Source organism: Rhizobiales bacterium NRL2 (assembly GCA_001664005.1).
Classification (GTDB): domain Bacteria; phylum Pseudomonadota; class Alphaproteobacteria; order Minwuiales; family Minwuiaceae; genus Minwuia.
In genome coordinates this window covers 1,822,266-1,838,053 of record CP016093.1, presented here as the reverse complement: position 1 = coordinate 1,838,053, position 15,788 = coordinate 1,822,266, and the positions used below count along the sequence as shown (strand labels likewise).

The window sequence follows — 15,788 nt, the reverse complement described above, 5'->3', positions numbered from 1 at the left end:
TCTATGGCAGTACAAAAATGTAATTCAAGGGATTCCGGATGCAACCACGTCCGCTAATCAGAAAGTGGGCTTTCTTATTGGCCCATATTGCGATCATAGGGATCGCGCTTGGTGATCTTGATCCTTGGTTTTTGTCCGGTGTCGTCGCAGCGATCTTGTACGTAAATCTGACACGGCATCCTGAGACCCTCAGGAAGGCACCGAATGTTGGTCTCATCCTCTGGATGCTTTTCATCTCTGCGGCGACGGCCGTCGCGCTGTATGGCGCTGTTGAAATCATCGAGCAGATTCTGGTCGACTGATACACATCAATTTGGCCGGTTCTGCATCGTCGGCGCGATTGCCTCTAACTCTATGGCGTCGACGGTGCCACTGATCTTGGTCTGTGCCTGATTCCGGCTCGCTGCCAAGAACCGGATAGCCAGGCCTCAAGTTTCATGATTGTTCCAACGCAGTTTCGATCTTGAGGCAGATCAGGAGAGGATCATGTCGTCAGCCCTGCGGGCCGCGCCGGCGTTGATTACATGACCGCGCGAAGCGGTGCGGGCATCGGGCGTATCGTGGCGAGCATTGTCATCCTCGTGTCGGGCTCGCTGCTGGCCTGGCTGCTGCGCTACGGGACGGCTGTCGTGCTGCCTGGCTTCCAGGCCGACTTCGGCGCCGATCCGGCTGCTCTGGGCGCCCTCGCCGCCGCCTATTTCTGGCCCTATGCCGCGATGCAGCCCTTCGCCGGGGTCCAGTCCGATCTCTGGGGGCCGCGCCGCACCTTCGCCTTCTGGCTCGCAGTGGCAGGCCTGGGCACCCTTCTGTTTGCGCTTGCGCCGAGCTATCCGCTCGCTCTCATCGGCCGCGCGCTGGGCGGCGCAGGCGTCGGTATCGTCCTGGTGATCGCCTTCAGCCTGCTCGCCCGATGGTTCGGCGACCGGCATTTCGGCACGATCGCTGGCCTCTTCGCCGCCACCGGCCCGATCGGAGGATTGCTGGCGGCGCATCCGCTGGCTGCGTTGGCGGAGGCGTTCGGATGGCGCACAGCCTTTGTCATCGTGGCCGGCTGGCTGCTGCTGACCGCCCTGGCGGCCGTTCTGACCCTGCCGGGGCCGGCTGCCCGGCGCGCGGGGCTAAGCATGGGCGAGGCCTTCCGCGGTCTCGTGCGCGCGGCACGCCTGCGCAACCTCTGGCCCTGCGCGGCGCACGCCTTCGTCGCTCTCGGCATACTCAGCGCCATGCAGGGTCTCTGGACACTGCCATTTCTGGGCACGGCCTATTCGCTGTCCCCGCCGGCTGCGACCGACGTGCTGCAGGCCTGGTCGATCGGCCTGCTCGTGGCGCTGCCGGCCTGGGGTTATGTCGCTGACCGCCTGCTGCGTTCCGACAAGCGCACGATGCTCGCCAGTGTCATCCTGCACATCCTGCCATGGCTGTGGCTGGCCATGGCGCCATCGGCGTTGCCGGTAGACGCCCTGTTTCCACTGTTCCTGTATCTCGCCCTGATGAACGGCTGCTGGATGCCCGCCTATGCCCTCGTCAACCGCTCCGCGCCGCCGGAGTTGCGCGGCAGTGCACTTGGTCTGATGAACCTGGCATTCTTCCTGGGCGCTGCCTGTTTCCAGCAGTTCAGCGGCCTTCTGATCGGCCAGTTCTCAGCGGACCCTGCGACGGCACCGCTCGATGCCTACCGCTGGCTGTTCGCAACCTTCGTCGGGGCGCTGATCGTGTCCGCCCTCGCCCTGACGAGAGCTAGGGACAAGCGCGATCGGTCCGGCTGAACTCTGCCCCGTGCTTGCAGTATCCCGAAATCGGGAGATAACCGGCCTTCGCTGTGATCTCTTCCCTGAAGCGGCTCCTCCATTCAGGAAGCCAATCGCATTCCGTCTTCTATGGAACCAAATGAGCAGGCGCGGCTAGGGTTCGCATGTCAAAGTCGTTTCAGTGGCAACCCTATCCGCGACCAGCGAATCTCACTATCCTTGAGGGGGCAGGATAGGGAGAAGGTCCCTGCGAATCCCGAAGAGGTGGAGGTCATCGAGCCATGGTTCGGGATATTCTGGAGGAGATGTTCGGGCCGGAAATAGACGGCGCGGGTGGAATCGGCCAATCGGTTATCGCCAAATATTCTAAGTCCCTGTCATGCGGCGGTCGTTGGTAAAATGAGCCTGATCGCTAATCTGCTCCTAGGTTGGCCGATTCGCCTGTTAGGGGCGCCCAAAAAAGAAATTCCGGATTGCCTGGGACAGCCCCCTAGTTTGTGCTTTTCAGCTATGATGAACGCCTATGATGGCTGTAAAACGACAAAGACAATGGGAGGCTGGACTGGCCTACGGTCAAGACGATCTGTTTGAAGTTGTTTGCTTGAATCAACCAGCAATCAGAGTTTCACAAAAGCTCAATAGTATCAAAATTTCTGGTGTAAGCTTGGAAACTACACCTGTTTTTGAAGCCTACTGGCGGTTTGCAGCCAAACGCCAAAGCGTCTTTTTCCAGCGCCTGAAAGGTGCGAACGATCCGGGCGTTTCCGACGACCTGGTTCTCTCCTCGTACCGTTTTACCAACAGCTACAGAGCGTCTGACCGTGTGAGCCAATATCTCATCAATAGAGTCATATGGACCGACGAGGGTAAGTGGTCAGATGAAGATCGTTTCTTTCGTATACTGTTGTTTAAAATCTTCAACCGCATTGGAACTTGGGAAACACTCCAAAACGAACTCGGCGAGATCTCGTGGGAAAGCTATAGTTTCCGAGCCTTCGACGGCCTGCTTTCGAAACGTCAATCCGCAGGCGAACGGAACTATTCGGCCGCCTACATCATGCCGTCGGCTGGATCGGTGTTTGGTCATCGTACCAAACATGCGAACCATTTGAGATTGTTGGAATGGATGATTGCAGAGGATTACCCGGCCCGTCTCAGGAAATGCCGATCAATGGGAGATGCATTTGCGCTTATGGTTGCAGCGCCGTCTATTGGACCTTTCCTTGCCTATCAATTCGCCACGGATTTGAATTATGGGCCACTGACATCATTCTCCGAAATGGAATTTGTTAAGGCCGGCCCTGGCGCTTTGGACGGCGTATCCAAGTGCTTCGTTTCGACAAAAGGTGTCACAGCAGAGGAAATCATCCAACATATGTCGGCAAACCAAGGTCGCTATTTTGACATGTTCGAAATCGAGTTCTCTGACCTGTGGGGTCGTCCCCTGCAGCTCATTGACTGCCAGAACTTGTTCTGTGAGATCTCGAAATATGCCCGAGTGATCTTCCCCGATATAAAAGGGTTATCCGGTCGATCACGAATCAAACAAAAGTTCAGGCCCGCAGGACGTTTGCCCGCTCCATTCTACCCGCCGAATTGGGGGCTGAACCAAAGGATCGTTGAAGAATTGGGGACACACTAAGAGGTATCTGAAGATGGCTTAAAGTCGAGACCGCGTCTCTCAAGGTCGACAATGACGAAGCCGCCTCGATGCTGTTTGAGTAATTCGAAAACGCGATACCCTTCACGAATGGCGCGCTCCCACTCCCAATATTTATTCTTGTAGACTTCGTGTCCGAACGTGAGTTCGCGAACCTCCTTGAGCAACGAAAATGGGATTTCCTCGTTGTCTGGAAAAAGTGGGCGCTCATATGCGCGCAAATCACCGTGCAGCTCTTTGGCGCGCCGTGAAGCTTCCCAATGAATAAACTTGATCACGAGTTCTTCCACAACCGCCGACCGACCGCCATCCTCCTCCAGTTTGGTCTTTCCTATGCGCTTGATCTTAAAAAGATCCCGTAAGACCGGCGACCATCCCAGCACCGCAACATTTGCGAGATGGATAACATCATGAAACCGGTATCCGTCCTCGATCGAATACTGATCTCGCAGCGGGTCGCCGCGGCGCGCTCCTTCCCAATATATTTCAACCGTCTCAGAGTCGGCCGAGCGAAACTCAACCTCAAAATTCCGCGGAAACTTCTGACCGTCTGGAGCGCTCGCATCATGGAGCGGTGTTGGCTTGCCATGGTTTTGCCTAGCCTTCGCCTTCTCCACATTCTTCGCTCCGACCTCATCCATATCGATGCCGTAAAGCGAGGCGATTGCGCACAGATGCCAAGCGATTTCTCCCAGAACAACACCAATCGGGCGATCCTTCAACTGCGTATTCAGTTTCGTTTCGATTTCAGGGAACAAATGACGCATTAATTGCGCAGACAATTGTGTCAGTACAGCAGCGCAGACCTGCAAGAGGACATGTTTATCGGTTCGCGCGGTTTTGTACGCCAACGACTGGTAGTCGGACAGGGTCCGCCGCGAATTCCTCTTGAACATCTCAGCGCCATTCAGAAAATCTTCTAGATCATCTGGGGGCAGGACCTGGCGAATCTGATCGCCACGCTTGCTCGGGTCGGTTACTTCTGATTGCAAGTGTTCAATATCAGAGATCAGAATGTTCGGGTTGTGTCCCGCTTCCTCAATCCGCGCAAGAGCGAAGGCGTACCACATTGCATCGCCGAGTTCTTCTTCCAACTCTGCCTTGGCGAGCGGTGAAGACAATGCACCGCCTTCTCTCAGCCACTCCTTTTTTATGGCGGAAATGACGGAGCCGATCTCGCTGGCTAGGCCGAAAATCGCAATTTCGCGCGGATCTGCGGCGTCTATGACGTCCGCACCATATTCTGCGGAAAATTGATCCGTGCGCGCAACAAAAGCTGCGTACCGTTCGATCAGCATGCGAGCACCTCGGCGGCTATCATCCGGCGAAGTTTCTTGTCGTGTGTCCAGTCGGCTGGATCATGGATCAGACCGCGATCAGGCAGGCCTCGAAGCCATTCAATAAAGGCCTTTTTCAACGCCTCATCTTCAACCGTGTATTCATGACCGCGGCCAGTTTTGACGAATGGACGGTAGACATCTGGTGGCCGCGGCCCGTTCGATCCCCAATAGGCATAATCCCGACCGATCAGCACCTTGTCGGTCGTTGCTGTGTCGCGCCGCAGATTCCCCTCACCAATGAGACTGTTTCGGTCGCTATGAAATGATGGCTCCTGAATCCAATCGCCTCTGCCCTGATGGCGATGGTAGATATTGTCGCCATAGCTCAGCATGAGAGAACCGCCCATTTTCGGGCGTTTGCTGCGAAATCGTGGATCGTGCCAATAATCGTCGAAATTTGAAATCTCATCGACTAACATCCAGTATATGATTTGGCGGCTGAGGCCGTGTTTGGCGGGACCGTACCCAACGATGACATCTCCAATCTCGGCATACTGCCTGATTTTTGGCTTGCAGCATGCCAGCGTGCAGACCTTGAAAAACGGGTTCGGCGCAAATCCCTTGTCATGGTCGATGACATATCGGTAGAGGCGCCGCGGACGGTTATTCGCATTCATTCGGCTCAACCTCATTCGGATCGGCATTTTCGCCTGCGGGCGTCAGGAAGGCATTTTCGCAATCGGAGCCCAACTCTCCTTTGACCTTTTCTGCATCCCACGGAACTTGTGCCGTGCTGAATTTTGCCACAGCGGGATGAATGCCGGTCTGAGCCTGGTCGGGCGCCCATATTCCGACGATATTGCAGACACCTTTCTGTGCGCCTGCGAACGCCGCCGCATCTAGCAGCGCGCTCTCGCCCGCATCATCATGCAGGATTATCACGAGAGCATCGTTCGAGGTCATACTTTCAAGGTCGCCTGCACTGCCGACAAACTTTACCGCACCGAGGTCGATCTCCGCCGACGAAAGAAGCTTGAGTATGTCGATTTCCGGTAGCGACTTGCCTTCTGCTTGCGCCACGAAGACACGGCGCTGATCATTCTGGCTCATTCGACCAATCTCCTATCGCGCCGGTATTGTCGTGTTGTCAGTGGCGGTCGAAGCAGATAACAGAGGCTTGTTCAGGGCGGGTTATCTGCTCGTCTGGCGTCCCTCCGGGCGGCGCTTGCACCATCGGGTAATCTGCTTAGCAGTCGGAGCCGGAGATTTCCGGTTCCGACTGCTTTACTAAATCTCCTCAAAATGCGGGCGCACCTCATTCGAACCTACGAATTGCGATAGCAGCCGGTAGTTTCCGGTTTCACGCCGCACTCTCCCGGCCACAATGGCCGGGTGGACGTTCACCGATTGCGCAAAGGCGATGACACGCGAGGGCGTTGCCGCTTTCAGAAGCTCCGCTGCATCCCAATCTTCCGACGGAATAAGCGCTTCCTGGGCGAGCGTGTCCGCCTCGTCTTCAAAGGACCAGTCTTCTGAATGATCCGAAACGTCCAGTTTGAGGTCGTCAACGAAGAAGGCTCCTTCATCGTTCAGATGCCGCCACACATGGACGGTCTCGTGCAAGAGACAGAACCAGAAATTGTCAAGACGGTCATACCGGAGCGTGAGTCCGATCACCGGCACACCCTCCTTTGTGCGCATGGCGGCGCCATCCAGATGGGTTTTCGGAAGGTGCTTGGCATAGACGACAGCTACGCCCTGTTGTTCGAGCGCTTCGACCGCGCGTTTCGGGCCGTCAGGCAATCGGCTTAGTGTCGCGAGAAAACGGAGAAACTCCGGATCGATGGCGCCGTCGCGATAGGTCGTATGCAGCGTCCGTTCGCGCACGGTCGCGAGGACGTGAAGACACCACGCCTGTAACGCATAGGGATCCATGCGCGCGTTTTGGCGCGCTACATCATTCTTGCGATAAAATGTCTGTGGGACAGCATCACGTCCGCCGGCCCGCTCGATCAGACTGCTCATCAGCTCTTCAGCCGCCTCAGTGGCGTTGCGGACGGAAGGCAGCCACTGGCGCTTCATCAGTTCCCGGATCGGAAACCGCCCCCATCGGATATGGTCTGTCTCGCGGTCGAAATCGGCAACGCTCATGTCGCCGATCAGCACGTCGGCGGGAATGCCGAGATGTGTATTCAGTGCACGGATCATTTTCAAAGTCAGCGTGCGCTTGCCGGACAACACTTCCGAAACCTTGGCGCGGCTGCCGAAATAAGGAACAAGATCGGCTTGGCTGAGGTTAGCCTGCTCCATCCTAAACTGTATTGCCTCAATGGGTGTCGGCAGATCGATCGGATAGTGCTCGTCTTCATAGACCTCGACCAGAGTGGTCAACACGTCGAGCTCGTCACGTTCCGGGCTGCCGTCAGTAGCGTCCATAAGACAATCGATACGAGCAAGTGCAGCGTCGTAATCGGCATCATCTCGAATAGGGCGAACTGTGCTCATCATATCTCCTCCACATCGATCTTATCGTAGTCGGCATGGGTGCCGACAAACCTGACGAAGATGATGCCCGCGCTATAGTCGATCCGAACCACGAGCCGGTACTTGTTGCCCGCAATGTTGAAAACGAAACGGTTTTTTCCAACGATGCTGGCGTGGCGGTATTGTTCCTTGACGTCGTTCGGCGTTTTCCAATCGGCCTTTCTTGCTTCGTGATACCAAGCGTCGAGCGCGGACTTCGCATCCGGAGCCCCATCGCCAAATTCGCGAAGTGTCCGACGAGCGATGATCCGCATTCCATGCCTCTCCATATACCCTATAAGGGACCAATGTCAATTGCTCCCTTATAGGGATCATGATATATCGGTCAAGAAAGACTACTCTAGCGAGACTCAGGATCAATCGAAGCCCACGGTTAGCGAGTGTTTACATTCACAATCTGCAATGATGCAGGCCTCTCTCACCCAGGCACACTCCGACGGCCCATAGAATGTGACCGCACCACACCAACCGTGGAATCTCACTAACCTTGAGGCTCCAAAGGGGCAGGTCACGGAGTCTCGCAACTCTCGTTAATTACTTCAGGAATCGCCTTTAGAATCTGGACGACCTCATTATTTGCGGCCTTGTCGATATGATTTTGCCCTCGTTGCGATCCAGTCAACAGTCGCACACTTATAGAGGTCGGAGCGCTGGATATCCCGAATGGGCTTAACCCATTGATCCGTCGATGAAATTGGTGATCGAAAATTAGCGTGAGCACCATCGGATGCGCATCTACTCGTCACACGTGCCGAGTGTCTTGTGCCGCGCGTGTTTCCAATACAACTAGGGTACTTGGGCCAGCGACAATTCCAATTCACTAACGTTATCAACTTGAACGTAACCCTCGAATTCGGCTGGACCTTTCGCCGCAAGGAAGCATGCATGCTCTCGGGATCGGCGGTGCCTGGGTGTGCGCGGCCGGCCCCGGCCCGGCCTCCGCATCGCGGTCCGGGCTTGTCCTGGTGACAGCGCCGGCGTCGGGCCGGCGCGTAACGAAACCAGGGAGACCGACCTTGACGAAGCTCAATGACAAGCAGACCGCCATCCTCGCCAATGCGGCGGAACGTGCCGACGGCTCGGTGCTGCCGCTCCCGCAAGACATGCCGCTGAAGGGCGGCGCGCTCACTGCCACGCTGCAGGCCCTGGAGCGCCGCGGCCTGGCCGAGCACTCGGCGGATGACGTCTGGATCCTCACCGAGGCCGGCCGTGCAGCGGTGGGAACGGCCGCAACTGAGGCCGGCGACCGGGACGACGAGAACGCGGCACCGCAGGCGGCGACCGCGGACCCGAATGCAGGTGACAACCACGACGCGGCTAAGCCGCTTTTCCGGTCCGGCACGCGGCAGGCACAGCTCCTCGATCTGCTGCAGCGCGACGAAGGCGCCGATATCGACGAGATGGTGCAGTTCACCGGCTGGCAGCCGCACAGTGTCCGGGCAGTGCTGACCGGATTCCGGAAGCGCGGCATCGAGGTGAGCCGCACCAAGGAAGGCAACGGCGTCAGTGTCTACCGGGCTACGCTGCCGGCCAACGCGGACGCGATGGCCTACTGACGGCACTCCGATCATGCGAAGGGACAACACCATCCGCGCGGGCGGCGACGGCAACGTCGCCGCCCGCGACACGATCGCAAGATCGAGCCGAAGCGATCAGAGCAGGAGATCAACGCCGTCACCATCCACCCCGTCGTCTGCAGACAACGTTGAGACCTGCGTCCGGGCCCTGTCCCGCGATGACCTTGCCGTGCTCTGGCAGCGGCACTGGCGTCGTCCGCCGCCAAAGGGACTGAGCCGCCGTCTGCTGGAATGCAACGCTGCGTGGCTGCTGCAGGCCGAAGCGTCAGGCGGGCTGACGGCAGCGACCCGCCGCCGCCTCGATGCACTGGCGCGGTCGAACGGGAGCGGCGAGGAAGTAGTGAATGACGCTCCACCGGTCGCTGCGGGCGCAGCTTCTGGCCGTCGTCGCCTCCGTCCCGGCAGCCGGTTGATCCGGCAGTGGCAGGGCCGCAGCCATGTCGTCGAGGTGGTCGAGGGCGGCTTTATCTACGAGGGCCAGCAATTCACTTCGCTGACATCCATCGCCCGCACGATCACTGGCGCCCACTGGTCCGGCCCGCGCTTCTTCGGTCTGAATGCGACGAAAGCAGGCGCAGGTCCGAGCAGGCATGGTCAGAACCGGCAACAGGGCGGTCGGCAGACCGACATCACCATGGCGCGCGAGGACCACGGCGATGGCTGAACCAAGCAGACTGGCTGGCAATCGGTCGGCTGCAGATCGGAACCATGGTCATGGCTCAGCGCATGTCCCCGTCGGCGGTCGTTCGGTTCGCTGTGCCATCTACACCCGCAAGTCCACCGAGGAGGGGCTCGACCAGGCCTTCAACTCGCTGGATGCACAGCGCGAGGCCTGTTCTGCCTATATCCGTAGCCAGCAGCACGAAGGCTGGAAGGAACTGCCCGCCCGCTACGATGATGGCGGCTTCTCCGGCGGCTCGATGGAACGACCTGCCTTGACCCTGCTGCTAAACGACATCCGGGCCGGCCGCATCGACACGGTGGTGGTCTACAAGGTCGACCGGCTGACCCGCTCGCTCGCTGACTTTGCCAGGATCGTCGAGCTGTTCGAAGGCCAGGGCGTCTCCTTCGTCTCGGTCACCCAGCAGTTCAACACCACCACCTCCATGGGACGGCTGACGCTGAACGTCCTCCTCTCCTTCGCGCAGTTCGAACGCGAGGTCACCGCCGAGCGCATCCGCGACAAGATCGCTGCTTCCAAGAAGAAGGGCATGTGGATGGGCGGGGCCGTTCCCATCGGCTACCGGGTTGAGGACCGTAAGCTGGTGATCGACCCGGACGCCGCGGCAACGGTCCGACGCATCTTCGAACTCTATCTCGGGCTTGGCTCGGTGAGAGAGGTCAAGGCCGCCTGCGAGCGCGAAGGCATCGTCACTTCCGTCCGGACCAACCGCTCGGGCCACAGGACAGGTGGGATCCGCTTCAGCCGCGGCCATCTCTACTGGCTGCTGCGTAATCCCGTCTACATCGGGCGGGTGAAACACCGCGGCGCAACATACAAAGGCCAGCACGAACCGATCATCGATCTCGCCACATGGGAGGCAGTCCAGCAGAAGCTGGATGCCAGCGCCCGCTTCCACATCACGTCATCTGCCTCTTCGGATACCCACCTCTTCAGGAAGCGCGTGGTCGATGGCGCCGGTCGTCCTCTTCACGCCACGAAAACCAGCAAGAAGGGCAGACCCTACGTCTACTACACATCACGAGACCTGATGGTTCCGGGCCGCGACAAGGAACGGGGCTGGCGGGTTCCGGCCGGGCAGTTCGATACCCTGATCGTCCGCAATCTGGCCAAGGCGCTGGGCGATCCCATCGAACTCGCCCGGCTGCTTGACCCAGAAGACATGCTGGGCCTGGAGCCAGCCTTCATCGCCGATCGATCGACCTGCGTTCGTGAAATCCTGAGCAGGCCGGACGACGCCCCTGCACGGAACCTGCTGGCGTTGCTGGTCAGACGAATCCGCCTGCTGGATGACGGCATCGAGATTGAACTCTGCCGCGACCAGCTTGCCTCGACTGCCGGCAATGCAGCGCCCTCGCAACCCACCGAAGCATGGGCAGACCATCAGGCTGACGGGGCACAATCCCGAACAGTTCTTCTCCGCCTTCAGGGCCGGCTGGGTCGCCGGTCGTCCGGGGCGCGCCTATTGATTGATGCATCGCCCGAGCGGGAAGCGTGCCCGGACTCGGCGCTGATCGAACTCGTTGCCCGGGCCCACCGCTGGAACCGGGTGCTCGGGACAGCTGAGGCCGTATCGATACGAGACATCGCCACCCGCGAACATGTCGAGGAAAGCGAGATCAGTCGCGTGATCACCCTCTCCTGCCTGGCGCCTGACATTGTCGATGCCATTCTGGATGGCCTTCATCCGCCGACACTGACCGCCAACCGGCTCAGGAGGATGAGCAGGCTACCGCTCGACTGGGCTGCGCAACGGCAGCTTCTCGGCTTCGAGACCTGAGAGCTTCCCCCAATGCCCAAAAATGATGGTTTGGACGCCCAAATCGGACCGCAGAGACCCGTGACCTTTTAGTGGCTCTGCGGCCCCGGAGAACCGTCTCTGGCGCCCTTGCGATCAGCCAAAGGAGCCCGCAAAGGCCGGGAATTGCCGCGCCCACGCACCCATGCAGTCTGGACGCGCGGGTGTGTGAGAAGAAATGGTGGGCCCGGCAGGACTCGAACCTGCAACCAGACCGTTATGAGCGGCCGGCTCTAACCAGTTGAGCTACAGGCCCGTTGGGGAACGTGCGAGCGGTTCAGTTACACCAGCGCCTTCCAGACCGTCAATCGGCGCGACAGATCGTCAATTGGCGCGGCCGGTGACCGCCCCCACGTGAGGAACAACGTCACCAACAAAAACAAAACGAGTGACCATGTACAAGAACCGGATATCCGACACAGTCGCCCCGCGCGACGGAGGGCGCATGACGCCCCTGCCATTGGCCTCCGCCGGCCTGCTCGTCCTGGCGGCAGCGACGCTTGCCGCCGGCCAGGCACAGGGCCAGCACCAGCCGCCACCCGGCATGGAGATCGCCGCCGCGCCGGCCGTCGAAGACAAGATGCTCGGCGCCCCGCCCTCCGAGCCGATCCGCAGACTGATCGAGGATCTTGTCACTGCCGAAGGCGTCGAAGCGCGTCTGGAGGGCGAGGTCGGCCATGGTGCGATGATCGCCATTCGTCAGGCCTATGCGCGGCATGTCTTCGAACCGATCTGGACACGCGAGGGCGCCTTCGACTTCTACGACGCCGTCGCCAGCAATTTCGATCGCGGTCTGGTCGTGGAGGCAGTCACCCTGCAGGCGCTGGACGGAATGATCCGCGCGCGTTTCGGCGACGAACCGGAACGGGCCGCAGAAGCCGACGTCGAACTGACCACCGCATTCGTGCGGCTGGCCTCGCTGGTCAGCGGCGGCCTGAGCGACGAGGGCGAGGCGGTCCGGCCGCGCCGGCATGGACCCAACCGCGCCCTGCTGACCGAACTCATCCTCAGCGCAGGCGCCGGCGACGTCGATGCGGCCCTGGGCAAGATCGACCCCGGGCACAGTCAGTACGACCGGCTGAAAGAGGCGATGAAACACTACCGTGAAATCGCCGCGGACGGCGGCTGGCCTGCCATCCCGCAGGGCGAACTCGTCTACCGGGGCCAGCGCGACCCGCGCATCCCGGCCCTGCGCGAACGTCTGGCGGCCGAAGGCTTCCATACCGTTGGCCAAACGCCCGGGAGCCGTCTGGACCGGCTGGACTGGCAACTTGCGGCGGATCTGAAGGAGTTCCAGCGCCGCCACGGACTGAAGCCGGACGGCGTGGTGGGCCCGAACACGCTCGAGGCGCTGAACGAAAGCGTCGAATCCAAGCTCGACCGCATTGCCGACGCCATGCACCGCTGGCGGCTGCAGGGCGACATGGGCCGCCGTCACGTCTGGGTGAATGTGCCCTCCTTCACTGCCGAGGGGTGGAACGACGGCCGCCGCGAAATAAGCATGAAGACGATCGTCGGGCGGCCGGACCGCCGGACGCCGCTGTTCAGCGACCAGGTCGAATATGTCGTGACCAATCCCGAATGGAACGTGCCCGTGAGCATCGCCCGCAAGGACAAGCTGCCCAATCTGCAGCGCGATCCGGGCTATGCCCGACGCGGCAACTACAAGGTCTTCGACCGCGAAACAGGTGATCAGGTCAGCCCCTACAACGTGAACTGGCACGATCCGGAATCCGCCGAGCGCTACAAGATCGTCCAGGGACCGGGCGACGCCAACGCCCTCGGCCGGCTGAAGATCATCTTTCCCAACCAGTACTCGGTCTACATGCACGACACGCCCGACAAGCACCTGTTCGAGGAGGCGCAGCGCGCCTTCAGCTCGGGCTGCGTGCGGCTGCAGCGGCCGGTCGCCATGGCGCGCTGGATCGCCGGCATCGACCCCCAGCTCTCCGATGAGGAGATCGAGGAGAACCTGGCCAGCCGGGAGAACGACTGGATGCCGGTCAAGGAGCCCGTTCCGGTGCACATCACCTACATCACCGTGACCGTGGACGACCAGGGCCGGGCCCATTTCTGGCGCGACATCTATGACCGGCAGGACGGAATCCGGGCGGCGACGCGCATGGCGCCACTCCACGATCCCCATTCCCGCAATATCTCCGAAGCCCCCGGAGACTTCCAGAACAACGGATAACGCATGAAATTCAGGCTGATAACAACAACAATGGCCGTGTTGCTTCTGGCGGGCGGCATAGCGGCAGTCGCACAGAAACAGCCACCCTTCCTGTCATCCGGGAAGCAAGGCGAAGACGGGACGGCCGTCCGGGTTCAGGGCGAAATTCCGCCCCACGAACTCTGGTTCGCGACGACGATGCCCGGCGACGAAGTGTCCTTTCACCTCCCGCCCGGCTTCGCCATGCGCATAGACGGCCATTTCGTTCCCCGGGAGGGCCGGGTGACCGGGTGGATGGCACCTCAGAAGGCCGGCGTCGCCTCCGTGGTCATCGAGCAGCCGAACGGCCGGACGGCCCACGAGATCACGCTTTTCGTCCTGGAGCCGGCAGACAGGGTTCGCAAGGGGCGGCTGAACGGCTACCGGATCGGCAGTTTCCCGGCCAACAGGCCGGAAGGCTTCATCGCGCTCCACGGGCCTGGCGACATGGACATGCCGGTCTCGCCGCACTTCACCATCGGACAGTTTCTCTGCAAGCAGCAGCCCGACCACTGGCCGAAATACGTGCTGCTGACGCCGGACCTGATCACGCGTCTGGAGACGGTGCTGGCCAGCTTGCATGAAACCCGGAGAACGGAGGCGGAAACGCTGTTCGTCATGTCGGGCTTCCGCACGCCGTTCTACAACACGGCCATCAACGGCGCCAAACGCTCGCGCCACATGTACGGCGACGCCGCCGACGTCTACATCGATCACGATCCGACGGACGGCATGATGGACGATCTCTCCGGCGACGGACGGGTGACGAAGCAGGACGCCAACTGGCTCTTCGACTTCTCCGCCGGCGCCTTTTCCGACCGGCCGGAACTGCCCCGGGGCGGACTCGGCGCCTACCGCGCCAATGCCGTGCATGGCCCGTTCGTCCATATCGACGGCCGGGGACAGGCAGCGCGCTGGGGCCGCTGAGAGCGGAGAACCTCCTACGAAAAAAGGGCAGAGCCTCACGGCTCCGCCCTTCCCCGACCCCCGCAAAGGGGACTGCTGACTACTGCAGCGATTCGACGATGGTGACGTTCGCCAGGCCGCCGCCTTCGCACATGGTCTGCAGGCCGTATTTCGCCTTGCGGCCCTTCATGGCGTTGAGCAGCGTCGCCATCAGCTTGGTGCCGGAAGCGCCCAGCGGATGGCCCAGCGCGATGGCGCCGCCATTGACGTTCAGCTTCTCGTGGTCCGCGCCGATCACCTTCATCCAGGCCAGGGGCACCGGCGCGAAGGCCTCGTTGACCTCGTAGAGATCGATGTCCTCGATCTTCATGCCGGCCCGCTCCAGCGCGCGCTTCGTCGCGCCGATCGGCTCTTCGAGCATGATGACCGGATCGCCGCCGGTGACCGTCAGGTTGTGGATGCGCGCGATCGGCGTCAGGTTATGGCGCTTCAGCGCCTCCTCCGAGACGATCAGCGCACCCGAGGAGCCGTCGCAGATCTGGCTGGCGTTGGCGGCGGTGATGCGCCCGCCCTCCTTCAGCAGCTTGACCGAGCCGATCGATTCCATCGACGCGTCGTAGCGGATGCCCTCGTCCCTGTCGTGGATCTCCCGGCCATCCTCGGTCTCGATCTCCAGCGGCACGATCTCGTTGCGGAAGTCGCCCGCATCGGTGGCCCGCATGGCGCGCCTGTGGCTCTCCAGCGCGAAGGTGTCGAGCTGTTCGCGGGTGAACTGGTACTTCTCGGCCATCATCTCCGCGCCCATGAACTGGCTGAAGTTGATGCCCGGATAACGCTCTTCCATCTTCGGGCTCTTCGGCCCGCCGAGACCGGCTTCCATGGCCAGCTTCGTCGGGCTGCCCATCGGCACGCGGGTCATGCTCTCGACGCCCGCGGCGATGACCACGTCCATGGTCCCCGACATCACCGCCTGGGCGGCGAAGTGCAGCGACTGCTGCGAGGAGCCGCACTGGCGGTCGATCGAGACCGCCGGCACGCTCTCGGGCAGCTTGGAGGCCAGCACGCAGTTGCGTCCGATGTGGAAGCTCTGCTCGCCGGCCTGGCCGACGCAGCCCATGATCACGTCCTCGACCGCGGCCGGGTCGATGCCGGTGCGGTCGACCAGCGCGTCAAGCACGGCGCCGCCCATGTCGGCGGGATGCCAGCCGGCCAGCCGGCCGCCGCGGCGGCCGCCGGCGGTGCGAACGGCGTCTACGATATAGGCGGTAGCCATAGTCTCTCTCCTTGTCCGCTCCATCTGTCTGCTGGCCCGACTTAAACACCAAGTCACGGGCGAGCGCCACATCGCCTGACGCATGGGGCATGCGACTTCGCCTGCGGT

General features: G+C 60.9%; 12 protein-coding genes and 1 tRNA gene. 7 read left to right on the top strand and 6 right to left on the bottom strand.

All coding sequences use genetic code 11. The features are described 5' to 3' along the window. Nucleotides 1-77 precede the first annotated feature (77 nt). Together TEF_08555 and TEF_08550 are read left to right on the top strand one after the other, a co-directional pair. The gene (locus TEF_08555; GenBank protein ANK80839.1) at nt 78-302 is read left to right on the top strand and encodes a hypothetical protein; all 225 of its coding nucleotides are present in this window, start codon (nt 78-80) and stop codon (nt 300-302) included. 222 nt (nt 303-524) lie between these two features. Then, nucleotides 525-1,766, top strand: coding sequence for a hypothetical protein (locus TEF_08550; GenBank protein ANK80838.1), 1,242 nt, complete (start codon nt 525-527; stop codon nt 1,764-1,766). Between the two features lie 1,620 nt (nt 1,767-3,386). Here TEF_08550 and TEF_08545 read toward each other — a convergent pair. The 4 genes from TEF_08545 to TEF_08530 form a co-directional block, all read right to left on the bottom strand. Continuing rightward, entirely contained in the window at nt 3,387-4,706 is a 1,320-nt protein-coding gene (locus tag TEF_08545) for a hypothetical protein (protein ID ANK80837.1), read from the bottom strand. A gap of 645 nt (nt 4,707-5,351) precedes the next feature. After that, nucleotides 5,352-5,798, bottom strand: a complete 447-nt coding sequence (locus tag TEF_08540) for a hypothetical protein (protein ID ANK80836.1) — start codon at nt 5,796-5,798, stop codon at nt 5,352-5,354. Between the two features lie 177 nt (nt 5,799-5,975). Continuing rightward, the gene (locus tag TEF_08535; GenBank protein ID ANK83369.1) at nt 5,976-7,193 is read right to left on the bottom strand and encodes a hypothetical protein; all 1,218 of its coding nucleotides are present in this window, start codon (nt 7,191-7,193) and stop codon (nt 5,976-5,978) included. After that, a complete protein-coding gene (locus tag TEF_08530) occupies nt 7,193-7,486 on the bottom strand; it encodes an addiction module toxin RelE (protein ID ANK80835.1) in 294 nt (97 codons plus the stop codon). Before TEF_08530 ends, TEF_08535 begins: the two co-directional genes overlap by 1 nt. 762 nt (nt 7,487-8,248) lie before the next feature. Between TEF_08530 and TEF_08525 the strand changes: the two genes are divergently transcribed. From TEF_08525 to TEF_08515, 3 genes are all read left to right on the top strand, one after another. Next, complete coding sequence (locus tag TEF_08525; GenBank protein ID ANK80834.1) at nt 8,249-8,788, top strand: hypothetical protein; 540 nt, start codon at nt 8,249-8,251, stop codon at nt 8,786-8,788. Nucleotides 8,789-9,218: 430 nt separating this feature from the next. Beyond that, a complete protein-coding gene (locus tag TEF_08520; protein ANK80833.1) occupies nt 9,219-9,473 on the top strand; it encodes a hypothetical protein in 255 nt (84 codons plus the stop codon). Nucleotides 9,474-9,570: 97 nt separating this feature from the next. Next, nucleotides 9,571-11,271, top strand: coding sequence for a hypothetical protein (locus TEF_08515; protein ANK83368.1), 1,701 nt, complete (start codon nt 9,571-9,573; stop codon nt 11,269-11,271). A gap of 197 nt (nt 11,272-11,468) precedes the next feature. Here the strand turns inward: TEF_08515 and TEF_08510 are convergent. Further along, a tRNA-Met gene (locus TEF_08510) sits at nt 11,469-11,545 on the bottom strand. Nucleotides 11,546-11,734: 189 nt separating this feature from the next. On the opposite strand from TEF_08510, the gene TEF_08505 reads away from it, so the two are divergent. Both TEF_08505 and TEF_08500 read left to right on the top strand, forming a co-directional pair. Beyond that, nucleotides 11,735-13,483, top strand: a complete 1,749-nt coding sequence (locus tag TEF_08505; protein ID ANK80832.1) for a hypothetical protein — start codon at nt 11,735-11,737, stop codon at nt 13,481-13,483. 57 nt (nt 13,484-13,540) lie between these two features. Beyond that, on the top strand, nt 13,541-14,428 hold the full coding sequence (locus TEF_08500; GenBank protein ANK83367.1) for a hypothetical protein: 888 nt from the start codon (nt 13,541-13,543) through the stop codon (nt 14,426-14,428). 79 nt (nt 14,429-14,507) lie between these two features. Here TEF_08500 and TEF_08495 read toward each other — a convergent pair whose 3' ends face one another. Beyond that, on the bottom strand, nt 14,508-15,680 hold the full coding sequence (locus TEF_08495) for an acetyl-CoA acetyltransferase (protein ID ANK80831.1): 1,173 nt from the start codon (nt 15,678-15,680) through the stop codon (nt 14,508-14,510). Nucleotides 15,681-15,788: the final 108 nt, after the last annotated feature.

Bases quoted from the DNA above. Each gene is read 5' to 3' on its own strand.
- TEF_08550 (ANK80838.1), top strand. From the start codon at position 525: ATGACCGCGCGAAGCGGTGCGGGCATCGGGCGTATCGTGGCGAGCATT.
- TEF_08545 (ANK80837.1), bottom strand. From the start codon at position 4,706: ATGCTGATCGAACGGTACGCAGCTTTTGTTGCGCGCACGGATCAATTT.
- TEF_08540 (ANK80836.1), bottom strand. From the start codon at position 5,798: ATGAGCCAGAATGATCAGCGCCGTGTCTTCGTGGCGCAAGCAGAAGGC.
- TEF_08535 (ANK83369.1), bottom strand. From the start codon at position 7,193: ATGAGCACAGTTCGCCCTATTCGAGATGATGCCGATTACGACGCTGCA.
- TEF_08530 (ANK80835.1), bottom strand. From the start codon at position 7,486: ATGCGGATCATCGCTCGTCGGACACTTCGCGAATTTGGCGATGGGGCT.
- TEF_08505 (ANK80832.1), top strand. From the start codon at position 11,735: ATGACGCCCCTGCCATTGGCCTCCGCCGGCCTGCTCGTCCTGGCGGCA.
- TEF_08495 (ANK80831.1), bottom strand. From the start codon at position 15,680: ATGGCTACCGCCTATATCGTAGACGCCGTTCGCACCGCCGGCGGCCGC.